Origin of the sequence: Shewanella psychrotolerans (assembly GCF_019457595.1) — a bacterium.
In the GTDB taxonomy this organism is placed as follows: Bacteria; Pseudomonadota; Gammaproteobacteria; order Enterobacterales; family Shewanellaceae; genus Shewanella; species Shewanella psychrotolerans.
The window spans coordinates 2151568-2178131 of the sequence record NZ_CP080419.1 but is presented as its reverse complement, the minus strand read 5'-3'; the positions used below and the strand labels follow the sequence as shown (position 1 = coordinate 2178131).

General features: G+C 43.6%; 16 protein-coding genes. 9 read left to right on the top strand and 7 right to left on the bottom strand.

Annotation, left to right across the window (positions count from 1 at the left end; all coding sequences use genetic code 11):
• Positions 1-170: 170 nt before the first annotated feature.
• From K0I62_RS09655 to K0I62_RS09645, 3 genes are all read left to right on the top strand, one after another.
• Positions 171-554, top strand: coding sequence for a hypothetical protein (locus K0I62_RS09655; protein ID WP_220071218.1), 384 nt, complete (start codon positions 171-173; stop codon positions 552-554).
• Positions 555-608: 54 nt separating this feature from the next.
• Positions 609-2696: a peptidase domain-containing ABC transporter gene (locus K0I62_RS09650; protein ID WP_220071217.1), complete on the top strand. Its 2088-nt coding sequence runs from the start codon at positions 609-611 to the stop codon at positions 2694-2696.
• A gap of 977 nt (positions 2697-3673) precedes the next feature.
• Complete coding sequence (locus K0I62_RS09645; protein ID WP_220071216.1) at positions 3674-3904, top strand: carbon storage regulator; 231 nt, start codon at positions 3674-3676, stop codon at positions 3902-3904.
• 129 nt (positions 3905-4033) lie between these two features.
• On the opposite strand, the gene K0I62_RS09640 is transcribed toward K0I62_RS09645, so the two are convergent.
• The 7 genes from K0I62_RS09640 to K0I62_RS09610 all read right to left on the bottom strand — a co-directional run bounded on the left by K0I62_RS09640 (position 4034) and on the right by K0I62_RS09610 (position 11775).
• Entirely contained in the window at positions 4034-4363 is a 330-nt protein-coding gene (locus K0I62_RS09640; RefSeq protein WP_220071215.1) for a hypothetical protein, read from the bottom strand.
• 67 nt (positions 4364-4430) lie between these two features.
• On the bottom strand, positions 4431-5786 hold the full coding sequence (locus tag K0I62_RS09635) for a hypothetical protein (protein WP_220071214.1): 1356 nt from the start codon (positions 5784-5786) through the stop codon (positions 4431-4433).
• Positions 5755-6741 (bottom strand): ATP-binding protein, encoded by a 987-nt coding sequence (locus tag K0I62_RS09630; RefSeq protein ID WP_220071213.1) that lies wholly within the window; start codon positions 6739-6741, stop codon positions 5755-5757. Before K0I62_RS09630 ends, K0I62_RS09635 begins: the two co-directional genes overlap by 32 nt.
• A complete protein-coding gene (locus K0I62_RS09625; RefSeq protein ID WP_220071212.1) occupies positions 6729-8744 on the bottom strand; it encodes a TnsB C-terminal domain-containing protein in 2016 nt (671 codons plus the stop codon). Before K0I62_RS09625 ends, K0I62_RS09630 begins: the two co-directional genes overlap by 13 nt.
• A gap of 2 nt (positions 8745-8746) precedes the next feature.
• A complete protein-coding gene (locus K0I62_RS09620; RefSeq protein WP_220071211.1) occupies positions 8747-9352 on the bottom strand; it encodes a Tn7 transposase TnsA N-terminal domain-containing protein in 606 nt (201 codons plus the stop codon).
• A 756-nt stretch (positions 9353-10108) separates the two neighbouring features.
• Positions 10109-11362 carry a Y-family DNA polymerase gene (locus K0I62_RS09615; protein ID WP_220071210.1) on the bottom strand — a complete coding sequence of 418 codons (1254 nt, stop codon included), beginning with the start codon at positions 11360-11362 and terminating at the stop codon, positions 10109-10111.
• Between the two features lie 5 nt (positions 11363-11367).
• Complete coding sequence (locus tag K0I62_RS09610) at positions 11368-11775, bottom strand: LexA family protein (protein WP_028765124.1); 408 nt, start codon at positions 11773-11775, stop codon at positions 11368-11370.
• Positions 11776-12863: 1088 nt separating this feature from the next.
• Here K0I62_RS09610 and K0I62_RS09605 point away from each other — a divergent pair.
• The 6 genes from K0I62_RS09605 (at position 12864) to K0I62_RS09580 (ending at position 26522) form a co-directional block, all read left to right on the top strand.
• On the top strand, positions 12864-15116 hold the full coding sequence (locus K0I62_RS09605; protein WP_220071209.1) for an ATP-dependent nuclease: 2253 nt from the start codon (positions 12864-12866) through the stop codon (positions 15114-15116).
• A 1-nt stretch (position 15117) separates the two neighbouring features.
• Positions 15118-16968: a UvrD-helicase domain-containing protein gene (locus K0I62_RS09600; protein WP_220071208.1), complete on the top strand. Its 1851-nt coding sequence runs from the start codon at positions 15118-15120 to the stop codon at positions 16966-16968.
• Between the two features lie 352 nt (positions 16969-17320).
• The gene (locus tag K0I62_RS09595) at positions 17321-18082 is read left to right on the top strand and encodes a DUF4145 domain-containing protein (RefSeq protein ID WP_220071207.1); all 762 of its coding nucleotides are present in this window, start codon (positions 17321-17323) and stop codon (positions 18080-18082) included.
• 993 nt (positions 18083-19075) lie between these two features.
• Entirely contained in the window at positions 19076-23245 is a 4170-nt protein-coding gene (locus K0I62_RS09590; protein ID WP_220071206.1) for an NACHT domain-containing protein, read from the top strand.
• Between the two features lie 399 nt (positions 23246-23644).
• The gene (locus tag K0I62_RS09585) at positions 23645-24736 is read left to right on the top strand and encodes a hypothetical protein (RefSeq protein WP_220071205.1); all 1092 of its coding nucleotides are present in this window, start codon (positions 23645-23647) and stop codon (positions 24734-24736) included.
• On the top strand, positions 24726-26522 hold the full coding sequence (locus K0I62_RS09580) for a class I SAM-dependent methyltransferase (protein WP_220071204.1): 1797 nt from the start codon (positions 24726-24728) through the stop codon (positions 26520-26522). Before K0I62_RS09585 ends, K0I62_RS09580 begins: the two co-directional genes overlap by 11 nt.
• Positions 26523-26564 lie beyond the last annotated feature (42 nt).

Genomic DNA, 26564 nt, shown 5'->3' with positions numbered 1-26564 from the left:
ATTTAAAATGATATTGGATTATATTAATTTTAATAATAAGTTCAAACTGGAGATAGTACAATTTAAATCAATAAATACCGTATAGATTTTCTACGTTAGAAACGTGTAAAAAAGGTTTTACATTATTTAAAACCCCACAATACTTTTAATAAACAAGGAAAGGAAAAACTATGAAAGAATTATCGATTCATGAACAAGATTCAATAATTGGCGGCGGCTCTGGAGCTTTATCTGGAGCAATAGGGGCTGGACTTGGTGAGGCTGCGTTCGGTGATGGTTCACCTGGATGTGCTGCACTAGGCTCAGTAGTCGGAAGTGGAGTGACTGTAGCTATGGGTATGACTCCAATGGGAGGAGTGGCAGGCGCATTTGTTAGCACAGGAGTAGCCTCCGCTTGCAACAATCGACCTGGATATTCCGGCTCGTCTGGTGGTTCTGCTGGCGGCTCGTTTGGTGGTTCTGCAGGTTATTGGCCATCTAGCGGAGGTTCAACCGGCGGCGGTGGTGGTGGTTCTAACAAGTTTCAGTTTTTAATGTGTATGGCCGAAGAATAATATCATTTTGAGTGCCTTCGGGCACTCATATTAAACCAAAGTAGTTTCTATTCTATGTTTACTCTCCTCCCTCAAAGTAAGTGCTCAATTATATATCAATCTGAATACAGTGAGTGTGGTTTAGCTTGCCTTGCTATGATGTCTAGCTTTTACCAAAGAAAAACCAATTTAATGACCCTCAGAAAAGAACTCGCTTACAGTGAGTCAGGGATGTCAATACGTACACTGTGTGAGTATGCAGAGCAGATAAACCTAGATTCTAGACCCTTACAGGCTGATGTTCATGAGATAGAGCAACTTCGCTTACCCTGCGTGCTGCATTGGGACTTAAATCATTTTGTTGTCCTAACTGAGTACAATAAAAATACTGTAACTATTCATGACCCCGCTATTGGTAAAGTTAAGTATTCGATTGAAAAGTTTAAAGAACATTATACAGGTATCGCGGTAGAGTTTTTCCCTGCAATTAACTTTAAAAAAGAAACTCGTGATAAGGGCCTTAAGTTAAATTCTTTCTGGCAAGCAAGTGTTGGCTTAAAATATGGGTTGTTTAAAATATTTATTGCATCGCTTTTGTTACAGTTATTTGCATTAGCTTCCCCTTATTATATGCAACTAGTAATTGATGATGTTATAGTCAATCAAGATAAAGAACTGCTTAATTTATTGTTTATTGCGTTTTTCATTCTAACATTAGTCTCTCTTATAACAAGTATTTTAAGAAATTTAATTGGTTTGCATATACAGAATCATCTAAACATTCAGTGGAGCTCTGGATTATATTCTCACTTGATTAGATTACCTATTAGCTGGTTTGAGAAACGCCATATAGGTGATATTGTCAGTCGTTTTGGTTCTCAGGGGGAAATACAGTCTTTTATTACCTCTACTTTTGTTAGTGTTGTACTTGATGGTTTAATGGTCACTACAACGTTGATAATGATGTACGTATATAGCCCGAAATTAACATTGATTGCTACTTTAGCCGTTCTTATCTATGCGCTTGTGAGGTGGATGTTCTATCGACCATTTAGAAGGAATGCTGAAGAGATCATTATAGCATCAGCTAAAGAAGATAGCTTTTTCTTAGAAGGTATACGTTCAATTCAAGCTATCCGTTTGCATGGCCATGAAGATAAACGTAAGAATGAATGGCTATCTCTATACTCTGATGTTATTAATTTAGGAATTAGAGGTTCGATATGGTCCCTATGTTTCTCATCTGTTAATACCATTATATTTGCGATTGAAAACTTGTGCGTGATTTATTTTGCCGCGAATTTTGTGATGGATGGTTTGTTTTCGATAGGAATGATGATAGCTTTTATGTCATATAAAGGACAATTCTCCTCAAGAATTAATAGCCTTATAGATAGTTTTGTTTCTTTTAAAATGTTGGACATTCACTTGTCTAGACTATCAGATATCGCATTAGAGTCACAAGAAGATAACCGTAAGGGGCTGGGGTTAACAAAACCTGTCGTTGGCTGTATCAAACTTGAAAATATTAGTTTTAGATATGGAGCAAAATACAAACCTCTGTTTGAAAATGTAAATCTCACACTCGAGTTCGGCGACAACATTGCCATAACCGGCATTTCTGGAAGCGGTAAGACCACACTGCTAAAAATAATTCTAGGATTATTAGAACCCACCTCTGGAAGAATCCTTTTTGATGGCGTTGATATTAAAAAAATTGGTTTAGTAACATACAGAAAATTAATTGGTAGTGTTATGCAAAATGACTCCTTATTATCAGGTACTTTAGCCGAAAACATTTCATTTTTCGACGATGATTATAATCTCTTAAAAGTTGAGCAGGCATGTAAGTTAGCCTCAATACATGATGATATAGAGGCTTTGCCTATGGGATATCAAACATTAATTGGCGACATGGGAGTTCAACTGTCCGGAGGGCAGGTACAACGGGTATTACTGGCAAGGGCTTTATACCTAGAACCCTGCATATTAGTATTAGATGAAGCAACCAGTAATTTAGATTTAGACAATGAACAACGAATCAATTCCGGTATTAACCGCCTCCCAGTAACAAGAATTTTGGTTACTCATAGGGAGTCAACGCTGGAGTATGTTAATAAAGTGTACAACTTAACAACTCAAGGACTTGAATGTGTCTCTTAAGGCTAAAGTGTAGTCATAGACAGGATCTTTAGCGTAGGCATAAAAAAGATAGAAAAATGGCTCTTGGTGTGATCAGGTTAAGTCGCCAAACACAAACTCGAAAGCCATGACTATTATCGACGCAAGCTGTGGTCGAGTAATAAAGATTCATACCAAGTATTAAAGTCTCATACTGAGTAATATAGTTTAATACTCAGGTCGAAAAATCACTTGCCATGACCCCCATAGCTGTCACTTGGGGTCTATCGATTAGAGTAAGAGCCAGCGGCAAGAATCGACACTAGGGCCCAGTGGTAAATATTCCTTTCAAGTCTTGTTATGGTGTCTTTTTTTGTACCTATTCATAGCTTCAACTACGCTAGGAAATATTTCTGGAAAATCTGATATCAAACTTTCTTGGGCTGACATCATATCTTCCACTACTGAGGACTCAAGCTTACGTGTAAAAGGATAAGTGTTTGATGACACTCTTTTAGCTATTTTTCTTCGAATTACCCTAAGTGCATGTTTCGGAGTAATCCGATCACCGATTCCGGGATAAACCGATCACCTGTTTCGGTTTAATCCGATCACACATTCCGCGATAATCCGGATGACGTATAGCGTCCCGAAGCAGTATCTGCACTTAAGCGAGCCGCAGGCTTTTAACTACAATGAAGATTCGACTTTAAACACAAATTCCAATTCCAAAACAGCCAAATGTTAAACCACAAAAAATGCCAACACCTTCATTCCAAGGCAAACACACTTTTGTCCAAAATCGATTTAACTTTTAATTGTCAGATTGATACCCAAAGGCTAAATCGAAGAGATAGAATAACACCGTGTAGATGCGGCTGTGGTAAGCTCAGGAACACTATGCACTTCATACTGGTTGGTGAAATTTGTTCATAAGACTCGGGGCTGTCCATCCATAGCTCCAAAACACTCGCCAATGTTCTACACTGATAGCTCAATACATTAAACAAGGACGTATAATGCTAACGTTGACACGCTTAGAAGGCGAATCCCTTGAGCTCAGTAACATCTACGATGCTGAGGGTAACGAACTCCCACCAATTGTCGTATGCCATGTTAAGGCCAATAAAATCGGTATTCATGCTGACCACACAGTGAAAATACTGCGTAGTGAAATCCTTGCTCGAATCAAAATCGACGCATTAAATGAAAGCTACCATCACAAATTTACCACTGACATAGAAGATTAAGCGGTATATAGGTTCAGATGGCATTTAGCTTAATCCATTTGAGCCTAGTGATAGGCGAATCTATTCGGGTTATTGTATTAGTAGAGCTAAAGCGGTTTCACTGAACAGCAATAGAAAAACGGTTGGTCCTCAATGCGCTTTCTCTATTTCCGCGTCATTCAGAGTGATCCTTTCTACGAGAGCACCTGACGCTTGAGCGGCAGACGATAGGTCATCTAAAACACTTGCAGTGTAAATGCTCATGCCACCTTCAAAATCTTTTGGCAACAAGTAAACCGTACCTGATTGCTGCGGCCAAACAAAGTGATCGCCGTTATCCACTAACTGCGATTTATCTGTAGCACCTGATGATAAGCGCCACCTATCTCCTAAGCGCCAAGAACTAAAGATCTTGTACCAGATTGTGTTGTCTGTATCTGTTACTTTCAGCACGACCCAACCTTCAGATGTGATTTCCATAATTTATCCTCTACTTGTTTTACTCTATGGGTCTGAGTCGAACAGCATCTGTCGCTTACTCAGTCAATTAAGCTGCCGAGTTATCCCATAGAACCAGTTGCTTGCTTTCGAGTTGTTGCCTTAAGGCCAGTACATCTTCAAAACAGCATTGCTCATGCCCACCATGCATCCAGACGCGAGGAGGGCGTAGTTGACCTGTCTTACGCAAACGTTTCAGTGCCTGCTCCGATAGCCCGGTCAACTTCATTGCTTTCTTGAACGATATATTTTGCGGGGAAAATTGAGTGAATCTGCTTTGCCCAAAGGCTTTCAGTGCATCAGCGTTAACATGTATTGAGTGATGTAAATCTACGCTAGCAATGCACTTTGCGTGCAACACCCCACACTTCATCCCTAATAGTACGTCGACCATATCAAGTGCATAGTAATCTAAAATACCACGGAGTTCTGATAGAGACTGGGGCTGCGACACGTCAGCATTGGCTTGCTTTAACATCGAGAGGATCAAGGTGAGATCGACGTCAGCGCCAATATGTATTCTATTGTGCGTATGTGGTATCAAACCTTCTTCTTGTAACAGCTTTAACGCCTTTATATTGGTGGTGAGCAACTTATTCGCATCCGGCACTGAAACCATAAACTTACCCGATAGGGAGGTCTGCTGTGTGTTGGGTAAATCGGCTTTTAGTAGCTGACTGTTCTTCCAGTCGCCGATAGCATTAACCAACATACTTGCCCCGTGATTACGAAACGATGCAGGGAGGGAACTCGGCATACTGTTTGCCATGACACTCCGCCATTGCTTCGCTGTTTCGCTATCGCTCAATAATTTGTAGCCTTGGTTTACCTCCTGTTCTAATGAAGTAAACGTTGGCCATGTCGATACGCTGATTGTCATCGAGCATGTATTGCGCGCGAAGTGACTCGCCAGTATGCAATCCGATACTTGTTGCTCGGTGAGTTCTAAGGGAAACTCTGGCCCTGAAGCCGAGACTAATCGTTTACCGCAGTCTCTATTCGTACATCGACCATCAAGTAAGCCAAGCTCCCAGTTCAGAGTGGTGTCGCAATGCGTGCAACGCTCGATGAACCCTTTGTTATGTTTGGTACATTTCACCACAAATGGGTTTTGTACTTCCAGGTGCACAAATTTTGCCTCATCAATACAATCAAGGCACACGCGTGCTGTCAGTAGCCGATTATTCTTGAACAGTGGGTTAAATACCTCACTGAGCGAATTTGGATGGCTGAGTTCCTGTAAACGCCCTAACACTAGCTTAGAGTAATTCGTCCCTTTGACCAGCCACTGAATACGTGTCGATTTGAGTAGGGAGCCTAAGTATTGGAGCCCATTTCGTTGGGCAAATCTTAGCGCGTACCCGATACCAGACTCATTTGGCAGGCATAGAGGTTGGATACCCATGTTCAGCCCTCCATTCGTTGACCCATACTTTGTGCTTTTCGACGACAAGTGTTGCATCCATGGCGTTATAGTCTTGCTCATTGAAAGGGTTAGCCTCACAAGGACAATTAAGCTCAAAACTCTCTCTTAGCGCATCTAATAACATGATGCGATCGTGAACATATGAAAAGTCATAGCCTTTGAATAATTTGTCCAAGGTACCGAAGTGACCATTGATATAAGCAAGATTCAAACGTGTGATAAGTTCACGTTCATTGCTTTGCAGCAACGGCAGATTTTCTCTTGCCATGAAATAATTAAAAACATTTAACGACTCTTTGCTAATCGGAATAATTTGATGCAATTTCACCGGTTTTATCATGCGGCGTGACAATTGCTCATCATCGTCATAATCCTTTTTAGTTGTACCGAATGTCATTAATCGGTTGGCGGCTTGGGTCCCCATGAACACAATCGGTACGCCTGATTTATCGAGCATGCTCGCGAAACACTTCAGCATTTGTTGAGCCTTTATCCCATCATTTTTAGGTAGGGTGTGTTGAACTTCATCAATGATGAGTAACTCGACTTCAAGTTCGACCAATAATTGATTGAACTGAGCAAACAGTTCAATAAAGTCTATCGCCTTCCTTGGTAGTGGGGCGCCCATCCGCATGATTATTCCGCGAAGTAACGCACTGGGGCTGTTCGTTTCGATTGCCACTTCATGATGCAATACAGGAATAGTGACTTTCTCTTCACTCTCGCGTCTCTTTATCTGACTCGCGTATGTTTCCGCGAGTAGCGTTTTACCGATGCCAGATGGCCCCGTAATGAGCAGTCCGAGCTTCTTATCTTGATGCGTAAAATTGTAATGCACATGGTTCATCGCTTTCCATGCTGCTTTAAGCGTGCAATGTTTAGCAATGTTATCAGGCATATCAATGCGATTTAACGCGGCCATCAGTCGTTCCATAAATCTTCAGCGCCCTCATCATAATTGTCGTTAGGTTGGTGATGTCTCTGTTTTGTTTCGCTCTGCTTCGGTTTGTCTTCTACAACCGCAATGTTTGCATCATATTCCCTGCGCTCATTAACCACTTTTTCGTTTGAACGTTGGACGCGCTCCGCTGCGGAGAGGTTAGCGACATTATTGGCCTCACAAGAAAGCACAGGCTTGCCAGAGCGCTTTTTCCTTACCTTGACGGTTTGCAGGACGCTTTCAACTTGATTGGTTACTTCGCCTTTATGTGCTTGCATATAAACACTGAATGACTTCGGTTTGTGACCATTAAGCTCTTCAAATGAAACAGGGAAGGGCATATCATCGAGCTCTCGGTTGGGCACCACTAAACAAATGTCTGCCTTTGTTTTCGGGTGCTTACCGATAACGGTCACATAGCGAGCATCGAATGGACAATACTGAATCGTAACTGAAGGCAGCTCATGGCCGTAGGTCTTCATCTGACTGTAGAGGTCTTTTAAATCTTTGCTACTGAAAATCTGGTTGTAGCAGGTAATATAACCACTGGCCTGTAACTTGTGTTGACTCGGTTTTAGGTATACATGAAACGCAGAGACGACATGGTCATAATTATCTCGCTTAGATGAGCGCATCATCGCCTTTGTATCCCAACGTTCTTGCGGTGTTTCGCCAGTCATACTGTGCTTGGTATTGACATATTCACTCAAGAACCTATTGAGGTGCTTTTTAAAATCACTCACGAACATGCTTGCGAGTTGTTTTGGTTGTTTGCTTTGTTGTTCTTTTCCCGTCCTAGGAGGTAGGTACCCGGGAACACCGATGACACGCTCGCCATTTGCTAAGGTGACTTGATAGCCCTCAAAGAATTGCTTACGCAATGTATTATTGAACGACTCAACAAAGGGCTTCATCGTTGGCCTATTTGCTGGGTTATGCTTAAGGTTTATTGCCAAGTTATTGCAAAGTTTATGCATGATGCTGTTGTTAAAGCCCGCTCCGTTATCTGTGACAAGTTCGAATGGTCTCCCTTTTGCGGGTAAGAACTCATCCGACTCAAAAGTACTTCTTATCAGATTGGTCACCGACTCTTTGTTTTCACCTTGCCCGAACTCTACAACAACACCAATGGGATAACGCGAGTACGCATCCATCGCGACATAAATCCCCATATTCTCAGTGATCTCCCCAGTGTCATCATCGATTAAACGAAGCGTTGGGCACATTCTGTCCACTTCTACGCGCTCAAGTGGGAAGTCGGTTTTTATTCGTTTACCGATAGTGTTCAGTAACTGATTTCGTTCAGCGTCGGATGTAGCATCGTTATTTAGCTTGTTATAGTGTTCGCTATAGGTTTTTAAACGACGAAGGTAGGTGCTGTAGCTTGCTAATTGGATCGTCTCATCATTGGCCTTCCTTACATCATCTTTATACGCTCTGTAACACGCTTTCTTATTGTCATGGACACCATCACACCAGTCTTTGATGATGCGGCTTATCATGAACTCTTCAGATCCAGTACTTAGCCGTGTTGAAGACTTGCGCTTTTTGGGCATCAGCACATTGTTGTCGTAACCATTTTTGACCCATTGGTGCCAATACGCATTAATTGTCGTTTTGGCGGGCATGTTCGGATAGACAAGTTCAGGGTGTCTTTCAATCAACACCGCTTTCAAGCGTTCATACGCTTCTTCTGTACTAGGCTTCAGTTCCCCATTGCTGTTATCAACAATTTCACACAGGATCTGTACATAGAGCATTTTGCGCTGATGCGCTTTTTTCTGCCTATCATTCAGTACACGATGCACTGGCGGGGGCAGTATTTCAGTAAGTTCACCTTGTTCAAGCTTCTCGTGGAACTCCTCGGACTTTAGATAAACACTTTGTTCTGTTTCATGCTCACCTTTAAGCAGGATAGAATCACTATCTTGATACACAGACGTGAGAATAACGCCTGTGGATGCTTGGTATTGAGTGTTACAGAGCCTTGCCAGCATTGTTATTGCGCCCTCACGAGTTGAGTTGAAGGGCCAAAAATCACACATTCATCATACTTAAAGACTTTGATTGCAATGAGTTCATAAATAGCGGCCGCAGGGTCTTCAAGGTCATCACTTAGCAGCCGATAAAGCTCTGCGTATGTTGTAACATCAGGCAGTTGGCTAACATCAACGTGTTCAAGCTCAGTGGCATTTCGGTTCATGACGATCATTTGTATGTTTTTACCCACGACCATTGGAAGTTCGGCTTCATCTACCAGAAGAAATGACGATGAGGTCGTTTCATTGATGTATTGCTCGGCAGCATCAAGCTTCTTGAGATACTCATCATTAATAAAGGCGTTATGATGAACTTCGACATAGATTGAAGTCCCATCATGATTGACGACAAGAAAGTCAGGCGTATAGCGACATTTCTTACCGTCCACATTGACGTGCATACTCTCAGGTTGTGTGGCATATGCTTTCACCTCAGGTGAAAGTTCTAACTTGTTAGCGTAGGTCTGCTCAAGAAAAGAATCGATGAAGACTGATTGCTCATTCTTGTGGCTGAACATCCATGTAATATTGCGTCCTTTTCGCATATTGGGTACACGTTTAGTCATGTTTAGCTCTCAACTAGCTCTTAATGATTGAATAATAGCCGAACCGGGCAGAGTGCAAGTTTCGGGGTATCTACAACATCAAACTCGTCATTTCAAAAAAATTTGCTTCAAAAAATTGATTTGAATTTTTTTGAATTTTTAGAAATCGCTTAAGTATTCGTATTAAGTCAGAAAAGCGTTCACTGAAACACCCAACATTTAAAATTTTTGTAGAAAAATATTTTTTTGGAATTGCAAAATTTTTTTTGAAAACCACCTCTCAGAAAAACGTTACCTCATTGTTATAAAACAGGTTTATAGTCAAATTATCGCGCGAAACACTTCGTTACAAATCAAATTAAGTTTTATTCTCAAGAGGCACCCACTCAACAACCTATCAGTAACTTAGGCCTTATGCAGCAGCGACTTATCCGTCAATAGCTGATTTGATTTTCATCGGCTATTTTCATCATCTAAAACCAAACATTAATTATTGTTAATCTTTATCAAACTTCTCCAAACAACTGTATACATGTAGTTTTTGTAACATTAATTACCCCCATTTATTGATTTACAGCACTAAGAAAGAGGTCTAACCGTGGGTTTTTCCGTCATGGCACCAGTAAACCGCCATCCCGCTTAATGCCACTAATGATGAAAAGGATTCATAGCTAGTGTTAACGGTTACATCTCAGGCTCATCACCATGAAATAATTGAGGTTTATCGCTTCTGTAGCGTCAGTGAACGTTTCTTACGTTGCAGTGATGGGTGCGCTATCAGCAACTGATTTGCGGGATATCGTGCCAATTGGTTGTGTATTGAGGGGTGAGCATGTCTCGGCGCATTCGCCATTTGGGCGCAATGCCTTGTCCGGCAACAAACAAAGCATCGGTACCATAGCGATTGTTAAGCGCATCCAGCACATTCATGAGCGCAGGGCTTTTAGGTTGGGCGAATAAGTCATGTTGGTAGTGGGCTTCGTTGCACAAATCAATCAGCCCGACACCCACCTTGTAGTAGCGCACGCCATGTTGGAACCGCGACTCACACAGACTCACTGCGGCCTTAACGAGTTCACAGGTATCATTCGTTGGACTAGGTAAGCGCACAGTGACTTTGAATCCACAGGGCTGTTCATCAAAAGGCGAGTTGCTGGCAAACACCAGCATGGCATTGCACAATGAACCTTGGTGTCTCGCTTTGGCGGCGGCTATCGCGGCGTGCTTGGTGATGGCCTGTAATAGGGATGCTTTGTCCATGATGCGCTGCCCCATGCTTCTGGTCGAGAATATCTGCAACTTATCAGCACGGGCTTCATCCCACCCCTTACACGGTAAGCCGTTTAGCTCACGGACGGTTCGCTCCACCTCAATATTGAATTGTTGGCGAGCAATGCCGGGCGCTAAGCGTGCTAACTCAAGCGCCGTGTTGATATTCATCGCTGACAGCCGCTTGGCAATACGTTTACCGACCCCCCACACATCGCTGGTTGCCATCTGCCCCAACACGAACTCTCTTTCGCTGTGACTGGAGATGGCGCACACACCGTTATAGCCAGGGAGCTTCTTAGCAGCATGATTAGCCGCTTTGGCCAAGGTCAGTGATTCCCCCATGCCGACGCACACAGGTAACCGCGATTCTTTCCAGACCGCTCGCCGTATCCGCGCGGCTTGAGTGATTAAGCAGGGAATGGCTGGGTAACAGTGTTTAAACGACAGAAAGGACTCATCAATACTGTAAATGTGCTGCTCTGGGGCAAAGCGACCGATGATTTCCATCATGGCGGATGAAAGCGAGCCATAGAGCTCATAGTTTGAGGAGAGCGCTATCACGCCTTTACGCTCGCACAGCGACTTAACCTGGAAGTAGGGGACAAACTTAGCTATCCCTGCTTCTTTAGCTTGGCGATTGGCGGCCACAATACAGCCATCGTTATTACTGAGCACAACGATGGGCCGACCACGCCATTCGGGCCTGAACACTTGCTCGGCACTGCAGTAAAAAGAGTTCGCATCCACAAGCGCAAACATAGTGGTTAATCTCTTGTGAGTATTGGGCTTTGACGATGACAACGTATCGAGCGAATCACCACACCTTCCACGCTAAACGAGTCATGCTCAAGTATTGGCGTGCTCATGTGCGACTCATTGGCAGAGAGGAGTTGACGATTAACCGTATCAATGATTTTGCAGACAAAGGCGCCATTGTAATTAGCCACAATCACATCTTGGTTTTTGACACTGACGTGCCTATCCACAATCAAGATATCTTCATCGAAAATGCCCACGCCTTGCATGGAGTCGCCACGGGCTTGCCCGATAAAGGTGGCGCTAGGATGTTCAATCAGCAATTCATCAAGACTTAGTGGAAGTTGCTTGTAGTCAGTCGCCGGAGATTCAAATCCGGTGATGCCTGCGCTAGCTGAAATGGGAATAACGTTCATAATTTACTGTGTGCTGTATGTATATACAGTATTTTAGCAATTATTCTGATTTTAGCAATCACCACGAAGCTAGGCCTTTCATTCAACACGCCCATGTTACTGACGAGCTTATTATTAAAGGCAATATTGCTCACCATTGAATGAGTCTAAGCAAGTCGCTCTTAATGCAAACCACCGATGAGAAGCATCTTTAAAGATGGCGAGTTAGAGGAAATGACAGCTCATAAGGATTGCTTAGCAATTCGTCAAGAAGGGCGCAGAAAGGTAAGACAGACCCTTAAACACTATCATTTGGACGCCTGTATATCCGTTGGCTAAGAGTGAAGTTGAAACGTGGTATGAAGCTCCAACCGTGGGCAACAAAACCATTAAGAGAACATTTAGTCCAAGGCTAAACAATCGACCATGCTTGTTTCGAGTCAAGCACTCAACTGGTTAGTGAGTTAACTCGTTTATGCCCCAAAGTTTGGTGGCCTTGGAATGAAGGTTCGGCATTTTTTGGATTAGCCTTCGTTGCGTTTGGCAGCATCTTATTTGTTAAGTGTGTTTTAAGGTCGAACCTTCACCATTTGAAATTGCCTGCCGCAGGCTTTATGTGCAAGCGCTCTTTTGGCACGGTGAGTGAAGCGCAGCTTCGAGCTCATGAACGAGAGGCATGGACGCCGAACTGGATTTTAGACATGGACGTTGTTCGAGCACTTCCATGTGGGCTATGCGAAATCATCTGACTTACATGGAAGTAGGGAATGGCGAAAAATGTCGGGAACATTTTTGGCCATGATTTCGAAGGCCAAAACCGCGCTTACACTGGGTTATTTTATCTCTTCGATTTTACTTCATCTGGTGTGAGTCGCTAGTTCAAAAGCTAACTCGCTTTTGCCCCATTACACGTCAGCGAGACAAGTTTATAGTTTTTATTCTGTCAGAGTTTTACGAGAAAAAACTAATGTGAATAGTTCAAACCTGAAAGCTTGCCAATTAGTTAATTTTCAAGCTTTTTTACTTTATTGAGTGAACTATCAAACTATTATGATCGGTTTCATATTATTCTCTAGTTCAATTGATGGCTACCAAGGCTAGATAAAAGGATGAAGATTAATTTTGTACAAATCCAAAACTTTCGAAAACTAAAGAACTGTAGGGTTAACCTGTCAGATAATGAAACTCTACTAGTCGGTGCAAACAATAGCGGCAAAACTTCAGCTACAGATGCTCTTATATGCTTTCTCGACAAGTCACGGAAGATTACAGTTACTGACTTTACCCTAAGTAACTGGTCGGCTTTAAATCAATACGCAGAATCTTGGCTTAGTACCGACCCAAAAGAGTTAAACGGGCAAGATATAAGCGATTGGATTCCGTATTGCCCTTCACTTGACGTTTGGCTTGATGCTGGTGTTGAAGATGTTCACAGAGTGGCACATTTAATTCCAACACTTAAATGGAAGGGCGAGCCTCTGGGTATCAGACTAACATATGAACCCAAAGATATTGAAAAGCTTAGAGAGAACTTTTTACAAGATTTCAGAGCTATAGATGAGTTGCGCACCGACGAGACAAAGCTATCTTTTTGGCCTCGGGACTTGAAAGATTATCTCAATAGAAAGTTGTCTGATTCCTTTGTTATCAGAGCTTACATCTTAGACCCTAAAAAAATCTCTACTACTCAAGATTTGCCAAAGCAAGCCACTCCACTAGAGAACGATCCTTTTAACGGTTTGTTTAAAGTTGACACTATAGAAGCACAACGCGGATTCACAGATCCTAATAGTGAGCAAGTGAATACAGGCATTACCCTGTCTAGCCAGTTGCAGGAATACTACATTCGCCATCTAAACCCTACTGATTTACCTGATGACGATGATCTTCCTGCACTGAAAGCAATTGAGGAAGCTCAGGAAGAGTTTGATAAGAAATTAGACAAGTCGTTTAAGGGAGCATTGGGCGAAATACAAGCTCTTGGTTACCCAGGATTCAATGACCCTGATGTTAAACTATCGAGTCGCGTTAATCCGATTAAAGGGTTGGAACATGATGCTGCCGTAATATTTGATATTCAAAAGCAAGGTTTTAATAATCACACGTTCTCCTTACCAGAGCAATATAACGGACTAGGATACAAAAACCTTATTCATATTGTGTTCAAGTTGATTACGTTCAGAGATCGGTGGCAACGAATTGGAAAAGCTCAAAAAAGAAGATCTGCAAATGATGTTGCAATAGAACCAATCCATTTGGTATTGGTTGAAGAACCTGAAGCTCACCTGCACGCTCAGGTTCAACAAGTATTTATACGCAAAGCCTATGAAGTTCTTAGGAAAGATATCGACGAACAATTTACTACGCAGATGGTTCTTAGCACCCATTCAAGCTACATAGCTCATGAAGCTGGATTCGAGAAACTACGCTACTTCAAACGCAAAGCCGCAGTTAGTATCGCTGATGTACCTGAGGCTGAGGTCGTCGATTTATCTTCAGTTTTTGGAAGTGGTAAGAAAAAGGCAACTGAAGACGAACAGATTCTTAACACTCAGAAGTTTGTTTCGCGTTACCTCAAGACAACCCACTGCGATCTTTTCTTTGCAAATGGCATCATTCTGGTTGAAGGTGCTGCAGAGCGAATGCTACTACCGCATTTCATTAATTATAATTATCCTGAGCTACGAAGTAGCTATTTATCAATACTAGAGGTTGGTGGTGCGCACGCTCAACGTTTGAAACCACTAATCGATACTCTAGCCTTACCTACTTTGGTGATTACCGATACAGATGCGAAGGGCGTGGATGGCAAGAAGGTTCAGCCTGCAAGAAATAATGATTATAAGTATGGCAGTGATACGCTTAGGGAGTGGTTTGAACTGAAAGACCTAAGTCTGGATGACGTACTGGATCTTTCAAATGATAAGAAAGTTAAAGGTAATGTCAGAGCTGCATATCAATATGGTTTCATGATCAAATATCATACAGATGGTAAAGAAGAGGAAGCGATTCCATACACATTTGAGGATGCAATAGCACTCAGTAACATTCAACTATTTCGAGACTTGACTAGCTCAACTGGGATGGTCAAAAAGATGCACGAAGCGACGATGAAGGTTTCTTTGGAAGAATGTGCGGCTACTCTATATAAAGCCTTAGATGGTGAAAAGGCGAAGATGGCATTGGATCTTTTGTATGATGTTGATCCTAAGAAGCTAAAAGTTCCAACCTATATTGATGAAGGGCTTCAGTGGTTGGAAAAGGAGTTGAGCAATACTGACCAAGAATTTGTCTTTGCAGAACCTGAAGAGGTTGAAGAACCCGAAGAGGTTGAAGAACCCGAAGCCTTGGAGGAGTTCTGATATGGCAGATACTCATAGTCTTCAAGAGGTTGATAAAGAGATTTATCAATATCTAAACCTTGACAGCCCTACTAGTTTTTTATTATTTGCTGGAGCTGGATCGGGTAAAACCAGAACTCTTGTAAATGTTCTTCAGGCAGTACGTGACAATGACCTTCATAGGTTTATAAAAGCAGGACAGCGCATTGCCGTTATCACCTACACAAATGCTGCTTGTGAAGAAATTAAGCATCGCCTTCAATACGATCCAATATTTGCTGTCTCTACCATACACAGCTTTGTTTGGGAGTTAATTCAGCCATTTACGAGCGATATGAAAATATGGTTGGAAGCCGACCTAAAAGCAAGTATTGATGATTTACAAGCAAAAATTTATAAAGCACAAGACAAATCTGGTAAGACGGCAGTAAAGAACGCTCGAAGTAGAGATTCAAAATTAAAACGGTTAGAAAAACTCGACATAGTACAGAATTTTACATACAGCCCAACTAGCACACGATTGACAACAGGGTCTTTGACACATGCAGAGGTAATCAAAATTGCCACTGAATTTTTAACTGAACAGCCACTGTTCCAAAAAGTGTTAGTTAACAAGTTCCCTATACTACTCATTGACGAGAGTCAGGATACAAATAAAGGTCTGATGGATGCATTTATACAGACCCAGAAAAATAATTCAGGCTGCTTTTCTTTAGGTCTTTTTGGTGACCTTATGCAGAGAATTTATAGCGGAGGTAAAGAAGACTTAGCGACAAGTCTACCTGAGAACTGGAAAACACCCGAAAAGAAAACCAACTTTCGGAGCCCCAAAAGGGTTATCAAGCTGATTAATAAAATTAGGCAAGAGGATGATGGTAAACAACAAACTGCAAAGCCAGATGCAGAAGAAGGTATTGTTCGCTTATTTATTGCCCAGACACCTAATGAAAATAAATCAGAAGTTGAGGCTCGTATAAGAGAGCAGATGAAAGCTATAACTGATGATGAGAATTGGAAAGATGTTAGTCAGGTAAAAACATTAACGCTTGAACATGCCATGGCAGCTCGTAGAGGAGAGTTTGACGAATTTTTCACTCCATTGTCAACGGAGGATAGCCTAAGAGATTCATTACTAAACGGAACGAGTTCAACATTTAAATTTTGTACTCATCAGGTTTTACCTTTGGCTAATGCGATTCGTAAAGAAAATGACTTTGAAGTTATGAGAATTATTAAGAAACATTCTCATTTGATAGGGGGAGAGAATAAAGACTTCCTTGCAGATCCGATAGCACTATTAGCTTCTGTGGAGGATGCAGTTAGTAAGGTTAGAGCTTTGCTGAAAAATGACATTAGCCTCAGAGAATTATTGTCATTAATAGAGAAGAATCAACTGTTAGAAATCCCCGATATTTTGAACGACCTTTTACTGGAAGGTATCGCAGATCTCGCAGAGGGCGTTGAGTCACCTTCCATCCAAAAAGCTTGGGATACAGCACTTGATGCAAGACTGAGTCACGTTGAAAACTATGCAAAATATGTGGCCGACGAGCTAGGTTTTACTACCCACCAGGGAGTTAAAGGGTTGGAATTTGATCGCATTTTGGCAGTAATAGATGACAAAGACTCAAAGGGCTTTCTTTTCAAGTATGAGAAGCTCTTTGGCGCTGAAAATCTGTCGGCTACAGATAAGAAAAATGAGGCGAATGGTATAGACTCCGTCTTATCCAGAACCAGACGGTTGTTCTATGTAATATGCAGTAGGGCGGAGAAGAGCCTTGCTGTTGTTGCTTACTCACAAGAGCCTTCAGCAGTCAAGAATCGTGCTATTGATGCTGAATGGTTTGATGAAGATGAAATAATACTGATTTAGTTAGAGGTCATTTTTCTAAGTCTAATAGGCTGAGCTAGAGTAAAGGTTCTAGCTCACTTCTGCCCATGGGCGTTACAGTTCGTTATGACTGACGGTTAGTACGACTGCAACACTGTGAGTTGATAAGCCAGACTCTATGTTGGCCAATAACAACCTGAGAGGAGGTCAACACGAGAAAGTTTTCTTCGGGAAAATGTAGCGGCATTCAAAGACCATCAAAGTATTTAATGTGGATTCCTAATGTTCGGCATTTTTGGTTTGCTTCAGCTTAAGTGTCTACGGCACATTGGTTTAGTTAGGTGGTAGGCGTTATTCCCCCTTAATGCGGTGTTAAGTTTATGGAGAAAGGTATTTGAAACAGGGTATTTTATATTCACAAGAGCAAATTCCAGCATTTGAATGTCCATCATGTAATCAGGGGGATATGAGTCCCGTTGGCGAACTAAAAATTCGTCAGATAGCAGATGCTCGAACTGGTGGGGATACAAGGACAATCTTAAGATCAGACTTACTGTGTCAAAATCAGGAATGTGCTGATGTGGGCATTCTTGTGATGTCAGGTGAGTTATACTTTGATGAGGGCTGTGGGTACGAAATGCTATTTACACCCACATACATAAATCCAGCTCCTGATTTTTTCCCTTTAGACCCCAAATATCCATACAAGATCAGAATGTTGTTGGAGTTAGTGTTTTCACTTTTCTGGGTTGAACAAGCATCGTGTGGCAACAAACTGAGAGTTGCTGTTGAAGAGCTATTGACTCAATTGGGTATTGAGCAGCATAGAACTAAAAGCGGTGTAGCCGTCCTTAGTAGTAAAGGGTATCCAAAACCAATTCCACTACAAGAACGTTTAGATAAATGTAAAAAATTGGGGAAAGTAGAGCGTAAATGTATTGGAGCACTTGAAGCAATTAAGTGGCTAGGTAATGAATCTAGCCATAGTGCAGATGGCGTGTTTCAGCATACGACTTATCAAGCAATTATGGTATTTGGTGCGGTACTACAACAAATTTATTTAGGTGCAGCTCTACCAGAAGACATGGATTTCTCCGTAAACAATATTAACTTTTTTTACAATCCAAACGAGCAAAAAGTAAGACCGAAAAAATGAACTTAATAAGTGTTTAAGATTTCAAGATACTTTTTCTAATCTGGCGTAAGTTGTTTAGAGTAATCCCACTAACCAATTTCTGTCCAGAAATGCTTTAGATTTTGATTGTCAAAGTGATACCAGTAAGGCGAAATCGAAGAGATGAAATAACCAAGTGTAGATGCGGATGAGGGTATCGAAATCATGGATGATTTCGTTAAGCGGTCAGGGATGACGCATAGCGTCCCGAAGCTGTATCTGCACACAAGCGAGCCGCAGGCTTTTAACTACAATGAAGATTCGACTTTAAACACAGATCCCAATTCCAACTAAGCCTAATAGAAAATGCCAACACCTTCATTCGAAGGTCAGCTTATTTTTGTCCAGAAATGTGCCAAGGGTCGTAAATCATTTATGCACCATTGCTTGTTGGCAGACAATTTCATCAACTCTGGGGTAATGGCCATTTTCCATATAAATACTAGTCAAGTTATGTGTCATTCCTATTTTTGAGCTTTGTTTGAAAATTACACAAAAGAGTAAGTACTTCTAAATTTTACTCTGACTCTATTTACTGAAGCTAAAAGCATCAAAAACAAGGCAGAATTCCCTTTCGGACAGGACTTACCTATGTGTCTAATTGAAACAAACAATACAGTCATAGGTACCAGTCGTGATCATTACAGCCATAACAGACTGTCACAGTGACGAGAGTGTAGGGTTTTGATATTAAAACCGTACTGGAATATAATACTAATGCAGACAATACGTTAGCTTATTCAATTCAAATTAGTTTCAGCGAAACGGAACATGATGGCCACAAACAAGAATAGGGACGACTTCACGTCTCTGACTAAGCGGAAAATCGAGAGACAGGCACTTAGCCGTTGCTCAAATCCCAGTTGTCGCCGCGTGACGCACGCCGCCTCGTCGGACCGTCAGGGTGAAATAAAAATTGGAATAGCCGCTCACATCTGCGCGGCCGCACCGGGCGGGCCTCGCTATGATTCTACAATGACTTCGGAAGAGCGAGCCTCTGCAAGTAACGGCATCTGGCTATGTGATGTTCATGCGCGCGCTATCGACGCAAAGGATTCAGAATTTTCTGTCGAATTGCTCCAAGAGTGGAAGCGGAGGACAGATGAAGCCTCGTGGAAAAGCGTCATAGAAGGTATTCCTTTCGGGGTGGAGGTACTGATACCCACTCTCGGTGAGTTGGGCAGTCTGCTGCATGTAGCAACGTCAGCTGACCTCGACATTTTTCGACGTACACCCAAATGGCCCGCGACCACAGTGATGCTCACGCTCAAGGTTGATCATGTAGATGAGACGCTAAGTACTCGTGCACTCGCCAAAGCAGTAATCAAACTGGACGATCTGATACTTGTTGCACCACCCGGTATGGGAAAAACTACCACGTTATTTCAGATCGCAGAGGGCATATTGGATTGTAACGGAGGCACCCCTATCATTGTTCCCCTAGGGGATTGGGCTACAGAGAACGAGACAATTCTGAATTCTATTTTGAAGCGTATTGCGTTTCGTGACATCTCAGAATCTGACCTTCGCAGCGTAGCTTCCAAGCCAGGTGTTGTTCTACTGCTAGATGGATGGAACGAATTGGACGTAGCAGCGCGGGCCCGTGCCCGCTCTCAAGTGGCTACGCTAAAAGCAGAATTACCTGAGCTAAGTTTCGTGATTTCGACTCGAAAACAGGCCACAGATGTTCCATTCACAGGAACTCGTGTGGATCTACTGCCGCTCAGCGAAGAGCAGCAAATAGAAATTGCCATAGCGATCCGTGGTAATGCTGGTAAAAAGCTTGTGGACCAAGCGTGGCGAACAGCGGGTGTCCGTGAGCTTGTAACCATCCCACTCTATTTGACGACGTTACTCGCCCTTCCCGAAAATACACCATTCCCAACGACCAAGGAGGAAGTGCTGCGGCACTTTGTGACTGCACACGAAAATAAAGCTAACCGCGCAGAAGAGTTTTTCGCTGTCACACAAGGATTTCAACAGGATTATCTCAATGAACTCGCGGTAGTTTCTACGTCTATAGTAAATACTGCCATCGTCGATAATAACGCGCGGAAATCAATTAGCCAAACGGCAACTCTGCTGGCCAACGACGGTCAGATCTCGACCAAACCGCAGCCCAACGCAGTGCTCGATGTGCTAGTTAGCAATCATCTGCTCATGCGATCGGGTGAGATGCTCGGCTATTCATTCCAGCATCAGCAGTTTCAGGAATGGTATGCCTCTCATTCAGTCGAACGGCGTATCATGACTGAGGTCGCAGATGTCAAAACACGCGAAGTGCTGAAGGCGGAAGTGCTAAATCTTCCCGTATGGGAAGAAGCTATCCTTTTTTCAGTCGAGCGTCTGGCTCGCGGCGATACGCACCAACGTGCAGAGTGCGGCAAGGCGATCCTTGCCGCGTTTGAAGTCGACCCCATCCTCGCAGCTGAGATGATCTTCCGCTCTACGGAAGATGTGTGGGCACATATCGCCGTGACCATTCAGGAACTGGTGGCACATTGGCACACGCCCGGAAAAGTGGATCGCGCTGTTCGATTCATGCTCACCTCAGGCCGCTCTGAATTCCTTGATGCTGTCTGGCCACTAATCACTGACGAAAACGAGCAGAACAGTCTCGAGGCGTTGCGCAATTGCAGGCGCTTTAGACCGTCAATTCTTGGGAAACAGGCCGAGAATAAAATCAAGGATCTGCCTAAGCACGCTAGAACGGTACTATTAAGCGAAATTGCCTCGCACAGTGACATGGATGGTCTCGACCTAGCAAGCACTATAGCGATGAACGATCCAGAACCAGAAGTTCAGGCGTCTGTTATTGAGGCGTTTATGTTCCGGCGCGCGGACTATCACGTGGCTAAAGTGCTGCAAAAGGCTGGCGACGAGACCTTCGACTTGATAGTCAGAAGGTGCCTTGTCGATGAAGTTGACGATGAGCGGGTCAAGAAGAGCGTCGAGGCAGCTCGAAAAAGACAGGCAGCAGAAGAAGAAACGTCTACATATGAACAGCTACGCATGATCGTGTATGCGAAAGAAGGCGAAAACTTCAGCTCCGAGATAGCTGAGATCATCAGCATGATTGAGATTGATCATCAAAGTGTTGTCAAGCCACTCATCGAGCAGGCGTATAACCTATATCCGGATGCCGTTGCGGACGGCCTGCTGGCACGTGTTAAGGCGGGCAGTACGCTGTTCTATGGCGCAGATGACATCTTGTACTCCGCCGGGTTAGTTTTAGAGGATGATGCGTTGCTTCAACTAGTACTAGCTGGTCCAGCGTCCCGCGATGACCTAGCTGAAGCCGCTGCATCGGTACTGGGACCGATGGCGGTTGGCAATGTAGTTGACGCATGCCTTAATGTGGAAACGTGCTTGCGACTAGCCGATGGAAAATACGATAGTGACACAAGTGATATTTATAGAGGGCTGAAACGCCGACTGGCACACGTACCAGGATCGAGCCTTGTTGCCTCCGTAGTTGCACGTTCGGCGTTAGCGGACAATGGGCAGATGGGGTCCTTGGCCGACCTTCTTTCGGATCATTCCAATGACGATAACTATTGTGGCAGGCCGTTTGATGCGGCTTCGCTTACGGTCATTCAGAACCTCGTAGAGGTCTGGGGCAACCGTATGCTAGCTTCGGGCAAAGCAACCCGCCGACAGCTAGCCAGCATTGCCAGGCTTGTGAGCCGCGTTCCGTCCGTGAGCCTGTTACCAATTTTAAAACGACTTTTGGATGAAGAACTACATCGCTACCGAGACTTTCATGAACAAGCAAGAACGGCAGGCTGGCGACCGAGCGATGCAGTGAACGAAGCTCGCAACCCCTTGACACATGTATATCAACAAGCGTTCCTTGCTATCAAAACGCCAGAAACCGCCGTCATGATAAAGGAATATCTGACGGATGAGTATTTCGGCGTACTCTCTGCACGGATACTCGCCGACCAATGGCAAACTGCAAACGAACCTCCACGGAACAAGTTCTCTTTAGGCAGAGTGGATTTCTCGGGGGTAAAAGAAAAGCATGCCGCCTGCACTGCCAACCCATATGCCACCTCAGTGGAGGCGGAAGCAATTTTCGAGGCTATCGAACTATTGATAGTCGATAGTGCGTCAAAAGAGCATAAATGGCTTGCCGTCGCACTTGCTATTTCAGCGTTGAGACTCCCTCACGGTGAGCGCGATTGTACAATCCAAAAGCTAATTAGCATCGCGCCGAGATCTGGTCACGATTGCTCTCGTTCCGAACTGCTCCTAAGCCTTGTGCTGTCAGGCAAGGAAATCGATATCGATCTCATCGGTGACGGGATTGCTGAGACCTTTGAAGCGGCAGAAACCAAGAGTTGGATTCTGATGCATAGCGAAGGTTACGAGTTGAAGATTTGGTTACGTCTTCTCCCGTTTGTAAATCGCCCCGTCGAGGCGTTGGCCATCGTGCGCGGTATGCCGCCTGAGCAACGTGAACCCCAATTTTTACAGGAAATGATAGACGGTATCGGTTATGCTCCGACAGTAGCAGCCGAGGAATTACTGTTTAAGCTAGCAGAAGAAGACACGCGCTTTTATCTCAATCACCGCTGGCGCGGGGTAGCTTTACGTTTAGGCACACTGTCTTCCGCACAACGAATCCTTAACTTAACCATTAATGGGGCTTTTGATGGTGAAGCTACGAATGATTGGCATTTTCTACGGGAACTCGGCGGGCTGATTAGTGCACACCCTGATTTGCGAGCTCATGTATACGGCAAGTTGAAAGAGGGGGGGCCTACTGCCACGCTCATATTGCTTGCTCGTGCGGTTGCCGAAAGCCCAGATGAAGACGGTATTCTACTACTAGTTAACCTCGAATTAAGCCTGAAGCACTCTTTTTTAAGCTATAGAGCCATCAAAGAGGTTATCACTAAACATATCCCTTCCGAAAGCTGGAAAGGTGCGTACAACATTGTACCAAACCCTGCCATCGAACTTCGCCGAAAGCTATTTGCAATGACCTCTGACGGCTGTGGGACAGATGCACCTGCGCGCTGGCTGAATATAATCGACGAGATCAGAGATGAATACGGCACGCCAGAAACCGAACCACGCCATCCCGATCTTACGTCCGGAAAGGCTTGGCCTATTTCAAACATCAATTCGTACATGTAATGGTTGAGTTTAATTGCCCACTATTTTGAAGTAGGTGAAGCTTTACGTAGCTTATTGATGTTAAGAAATGAGCAAGGGAAGCGGAAAACTTTTCTGACTCAAAGGCAAAGGAGGCGGGCGAATTATGGCCTTAAGATAAACCAAGATACTTTTTCTAATCAATGTTAGGTTGATTAAAATTATTGCTCTAACTTGGTTTTGTCCAGATATGCCTTAGAGTGGTTACCCTAAGACGTTATTGCCTCAAACTGTGTTACGTACTATTGCTCAAAACATAATTGTATCTAATAATAGATGTCGAGTTGTTGGTAAGCCCCTACAACTTCATATTATTAATGTCAAAATCAAGCCAGCAACGACTTGGGAAGAAACGCTGCGCTCATAAACAGGGAGGTTTATATGCTGAATAAAAGTGCAAAACTGCTGCGCCTTGCGGCAGCTATGTCATTTGTGGCGCTTATTCCATCAGCGATTGGTCATGGTGGCGCTAAAGATGACAACGGCGGTCATCTAGACCGCTCAACACGCATTTATCATTGTCACACCGACGATTGCCTCCTCCCTATAGATGCGGTTACATCAAAAGAATACCTCTCCATTGTTTCTTTCAATATTCAGTTCTTGGGTAACTTCAAAGACAGAGATGATGCTGCGCTGGCTAAGCTTGTAGCTGATAACGATATCGTTGTCATTCAAGAGTTAGTGGCACCGCCTTATGACGGGACTTTCCCGGATAACACATCGTACAAACCCGATGTCGAAGCACAGCGCTTCTTTGAAGCGATGGCCTCCCATGGTTTTGAGTATGTATTGTCTGAAGAAGACACCGGAACCAATGATAAAATTCACGTCAATAGTGCTGCAACTGAATGGTTTGTCACGTTTTTTAAACCTGAAACGGTGCAATATGCTCCAGAGTTACCTAAAGGATTCTTGGGTGAAGACCGCTCAAATCATGACAACTATGAACGAGTCCCTTATGCAACACCGTTTACGGTAACCGCTACGGGGGATGATTTTGTATTGGTGTCGGTGCACCTGCAACCGGGCACAAGTAAGAAGGAAAAAGCACGCCGAAAAGAAGAGCTTCATACTGTCGCGCAATGGATAGATAACAATGATGCGGTAGAGCACGATTTCTTCGTGCTTGGTGACATGAACTTTAAGAATTGTGCAGAAATCGCAGAGATTTTGCCTGTTTCACTGACAGCACTGAATCATGGCGAAAATTGCCTCATGACGAACACAAACGTGAATAGCCCTAGGCCATATGACAATGTCGTATATCCAGTGTCGAACGCTAGCAGCTTGTATTCCGGTGGCCAGTTTGAAGTGATTAATCTGATTGAAGAAATGGAAGATGACTGGGCGGAAGATTTTACAACACCATACCCAGGCAACGCCCCGTATAACCACAATGCATTTAGGGCAAGGTATTCAGACCATCATCCGGTACGCTTTAAGGTCGTTCTAGCTGGCGATGATGACTAAGTTAAATGATGAACACGAGACGTTTAACGGCAACGATGGCCAAAAGACAACCCGAATAATGGCAGATTTTTACACAGAACATGTGAAGCAACTCAGTACCCAATACAATGCGCAGCGCTTTGAGGATGTACACCAATCATGGCAGGCCTATTGGCCTAAAGCTGAACAGCGCGTGCTTGATGTAGGAGCGGGCACTGGTCGCGATGCGAAATGGTTTTGCAATCAAGGTTGCGATGTATATGCCATTGAGCCCAATGATGAAATGCGGGCAGCAGGGAGGCATTATACTCAATCACAAAACGTGACTTGGCTGAACGATACGTTGCCAGAGTTAAAGAATATTCTTTCATTGGGTATTCAGTTTGACGTTATTCTCGTCAGCGCTGTGTGGATGCACTTGGCGGAGTCACATCGACAGCGTGCATTTCGAAAGCTCAGCAATCTATTGGCGCCAAACGGCAAACTGGTGATAACGCTTCGTCACGGTGAGTTTAATGATGGCCGTGTTAGTTATCCCGTGAGCGTCACAGAGCAAGAAACACTTGCTAAAGCTCATGGGTTACAAGTGGTTCACGTCCAGAGTGCGCCTGACAACATGAAGCGCGATACCGTCAGGTGGGAAACGGTTGTACTCAATATGCCGGACGATGGCTCCGGTGCACTGCTTAAAATCCGCCATATTTTGGTTAACGACAGTAAAGTCGCTACCTACAAACTTGCATTACTGAGAGCATTGGTCCGAATTGCCAACGCACACCCTGGCAGCATCATCGATAAAACCGATGGCAAAGTTGCGCTCCCACTCGGCTTGGTTGCACTTTACTGGACTAAACAGTACCGCCGACTTCTATCTTATCCGGTGCATCAAGCGAGTCAATTTGACCACCATGAAAGTCATAGCGGAATACAGCAGAGCAGCAATACGACAAAAGGTCTCGGGTTCATCAAAGACAACTGGCGCTCGTTGCACACACTCGGTGCCAATGATTTATCAATCGGTGCGCTGTTTTTGGGTCAGGAGGCTAGAGCCGTAACCGGAACACTCTCTGATTGCGCAACAACAATACGTGATATGCCAGTTAAGCATTTGTGGCACAAAGATAAGACTAACCATCTATTTCAAGTAAATAAGCGAACTGTTAGGAAAAGTGATCGAGTAATCATTGATAAGCAATACCTAGATTCTTTCGGTGAATTCATTCTTGATGAGCAGTTTTGGCAGAGTTTAAAGGTATTTGGCAGTTGGATAGAGCCGCTCATTGTTAATCAGTGGATTGGGCTCATGCAAAGTTTCGAGTTGAACAAATCACGGTATGTTTCACTTGAGCAATACCACCAAGCACTGCAGTGGGAAGATGCTAAGCACGATACCCGTGCAGTAAGACAACGTGCAGAAGAGTTGATACGAGAAACCAATAGGCTGAAGTCGGTTTGGAGCGGGAAAGATATTCGTAAAAAGTACCACATCGACCATTGCATACCATTTGCTCACTGGCCAAATAATAACTTGTGGAATTTGCTGCCAACGTCTGACAACGAAAATCTAAATAAGAAGGATAGGGTGCCTAGTGCATCCAAGCTGCAACAATCTAGAACTAGAGTCTTGGACTGGTGGCGAGAGGCTTGGAAAAGTGAAGAAGCCAAGCAGACGTTCATGATTCAAAGCGTGATGGCATTGCCTGGGCTACCTAACGACACAGGTAGCTTCGATGATGTATTTGAAGCTATGAATGTCCAGGTTAAAGGCGTTAAAGGGAAACTCTTGCTAAGAGAATGGCATGATTAGAGGCTAAACAGTTTAGTGAGATAACTCGTTTATGCCCCAAAG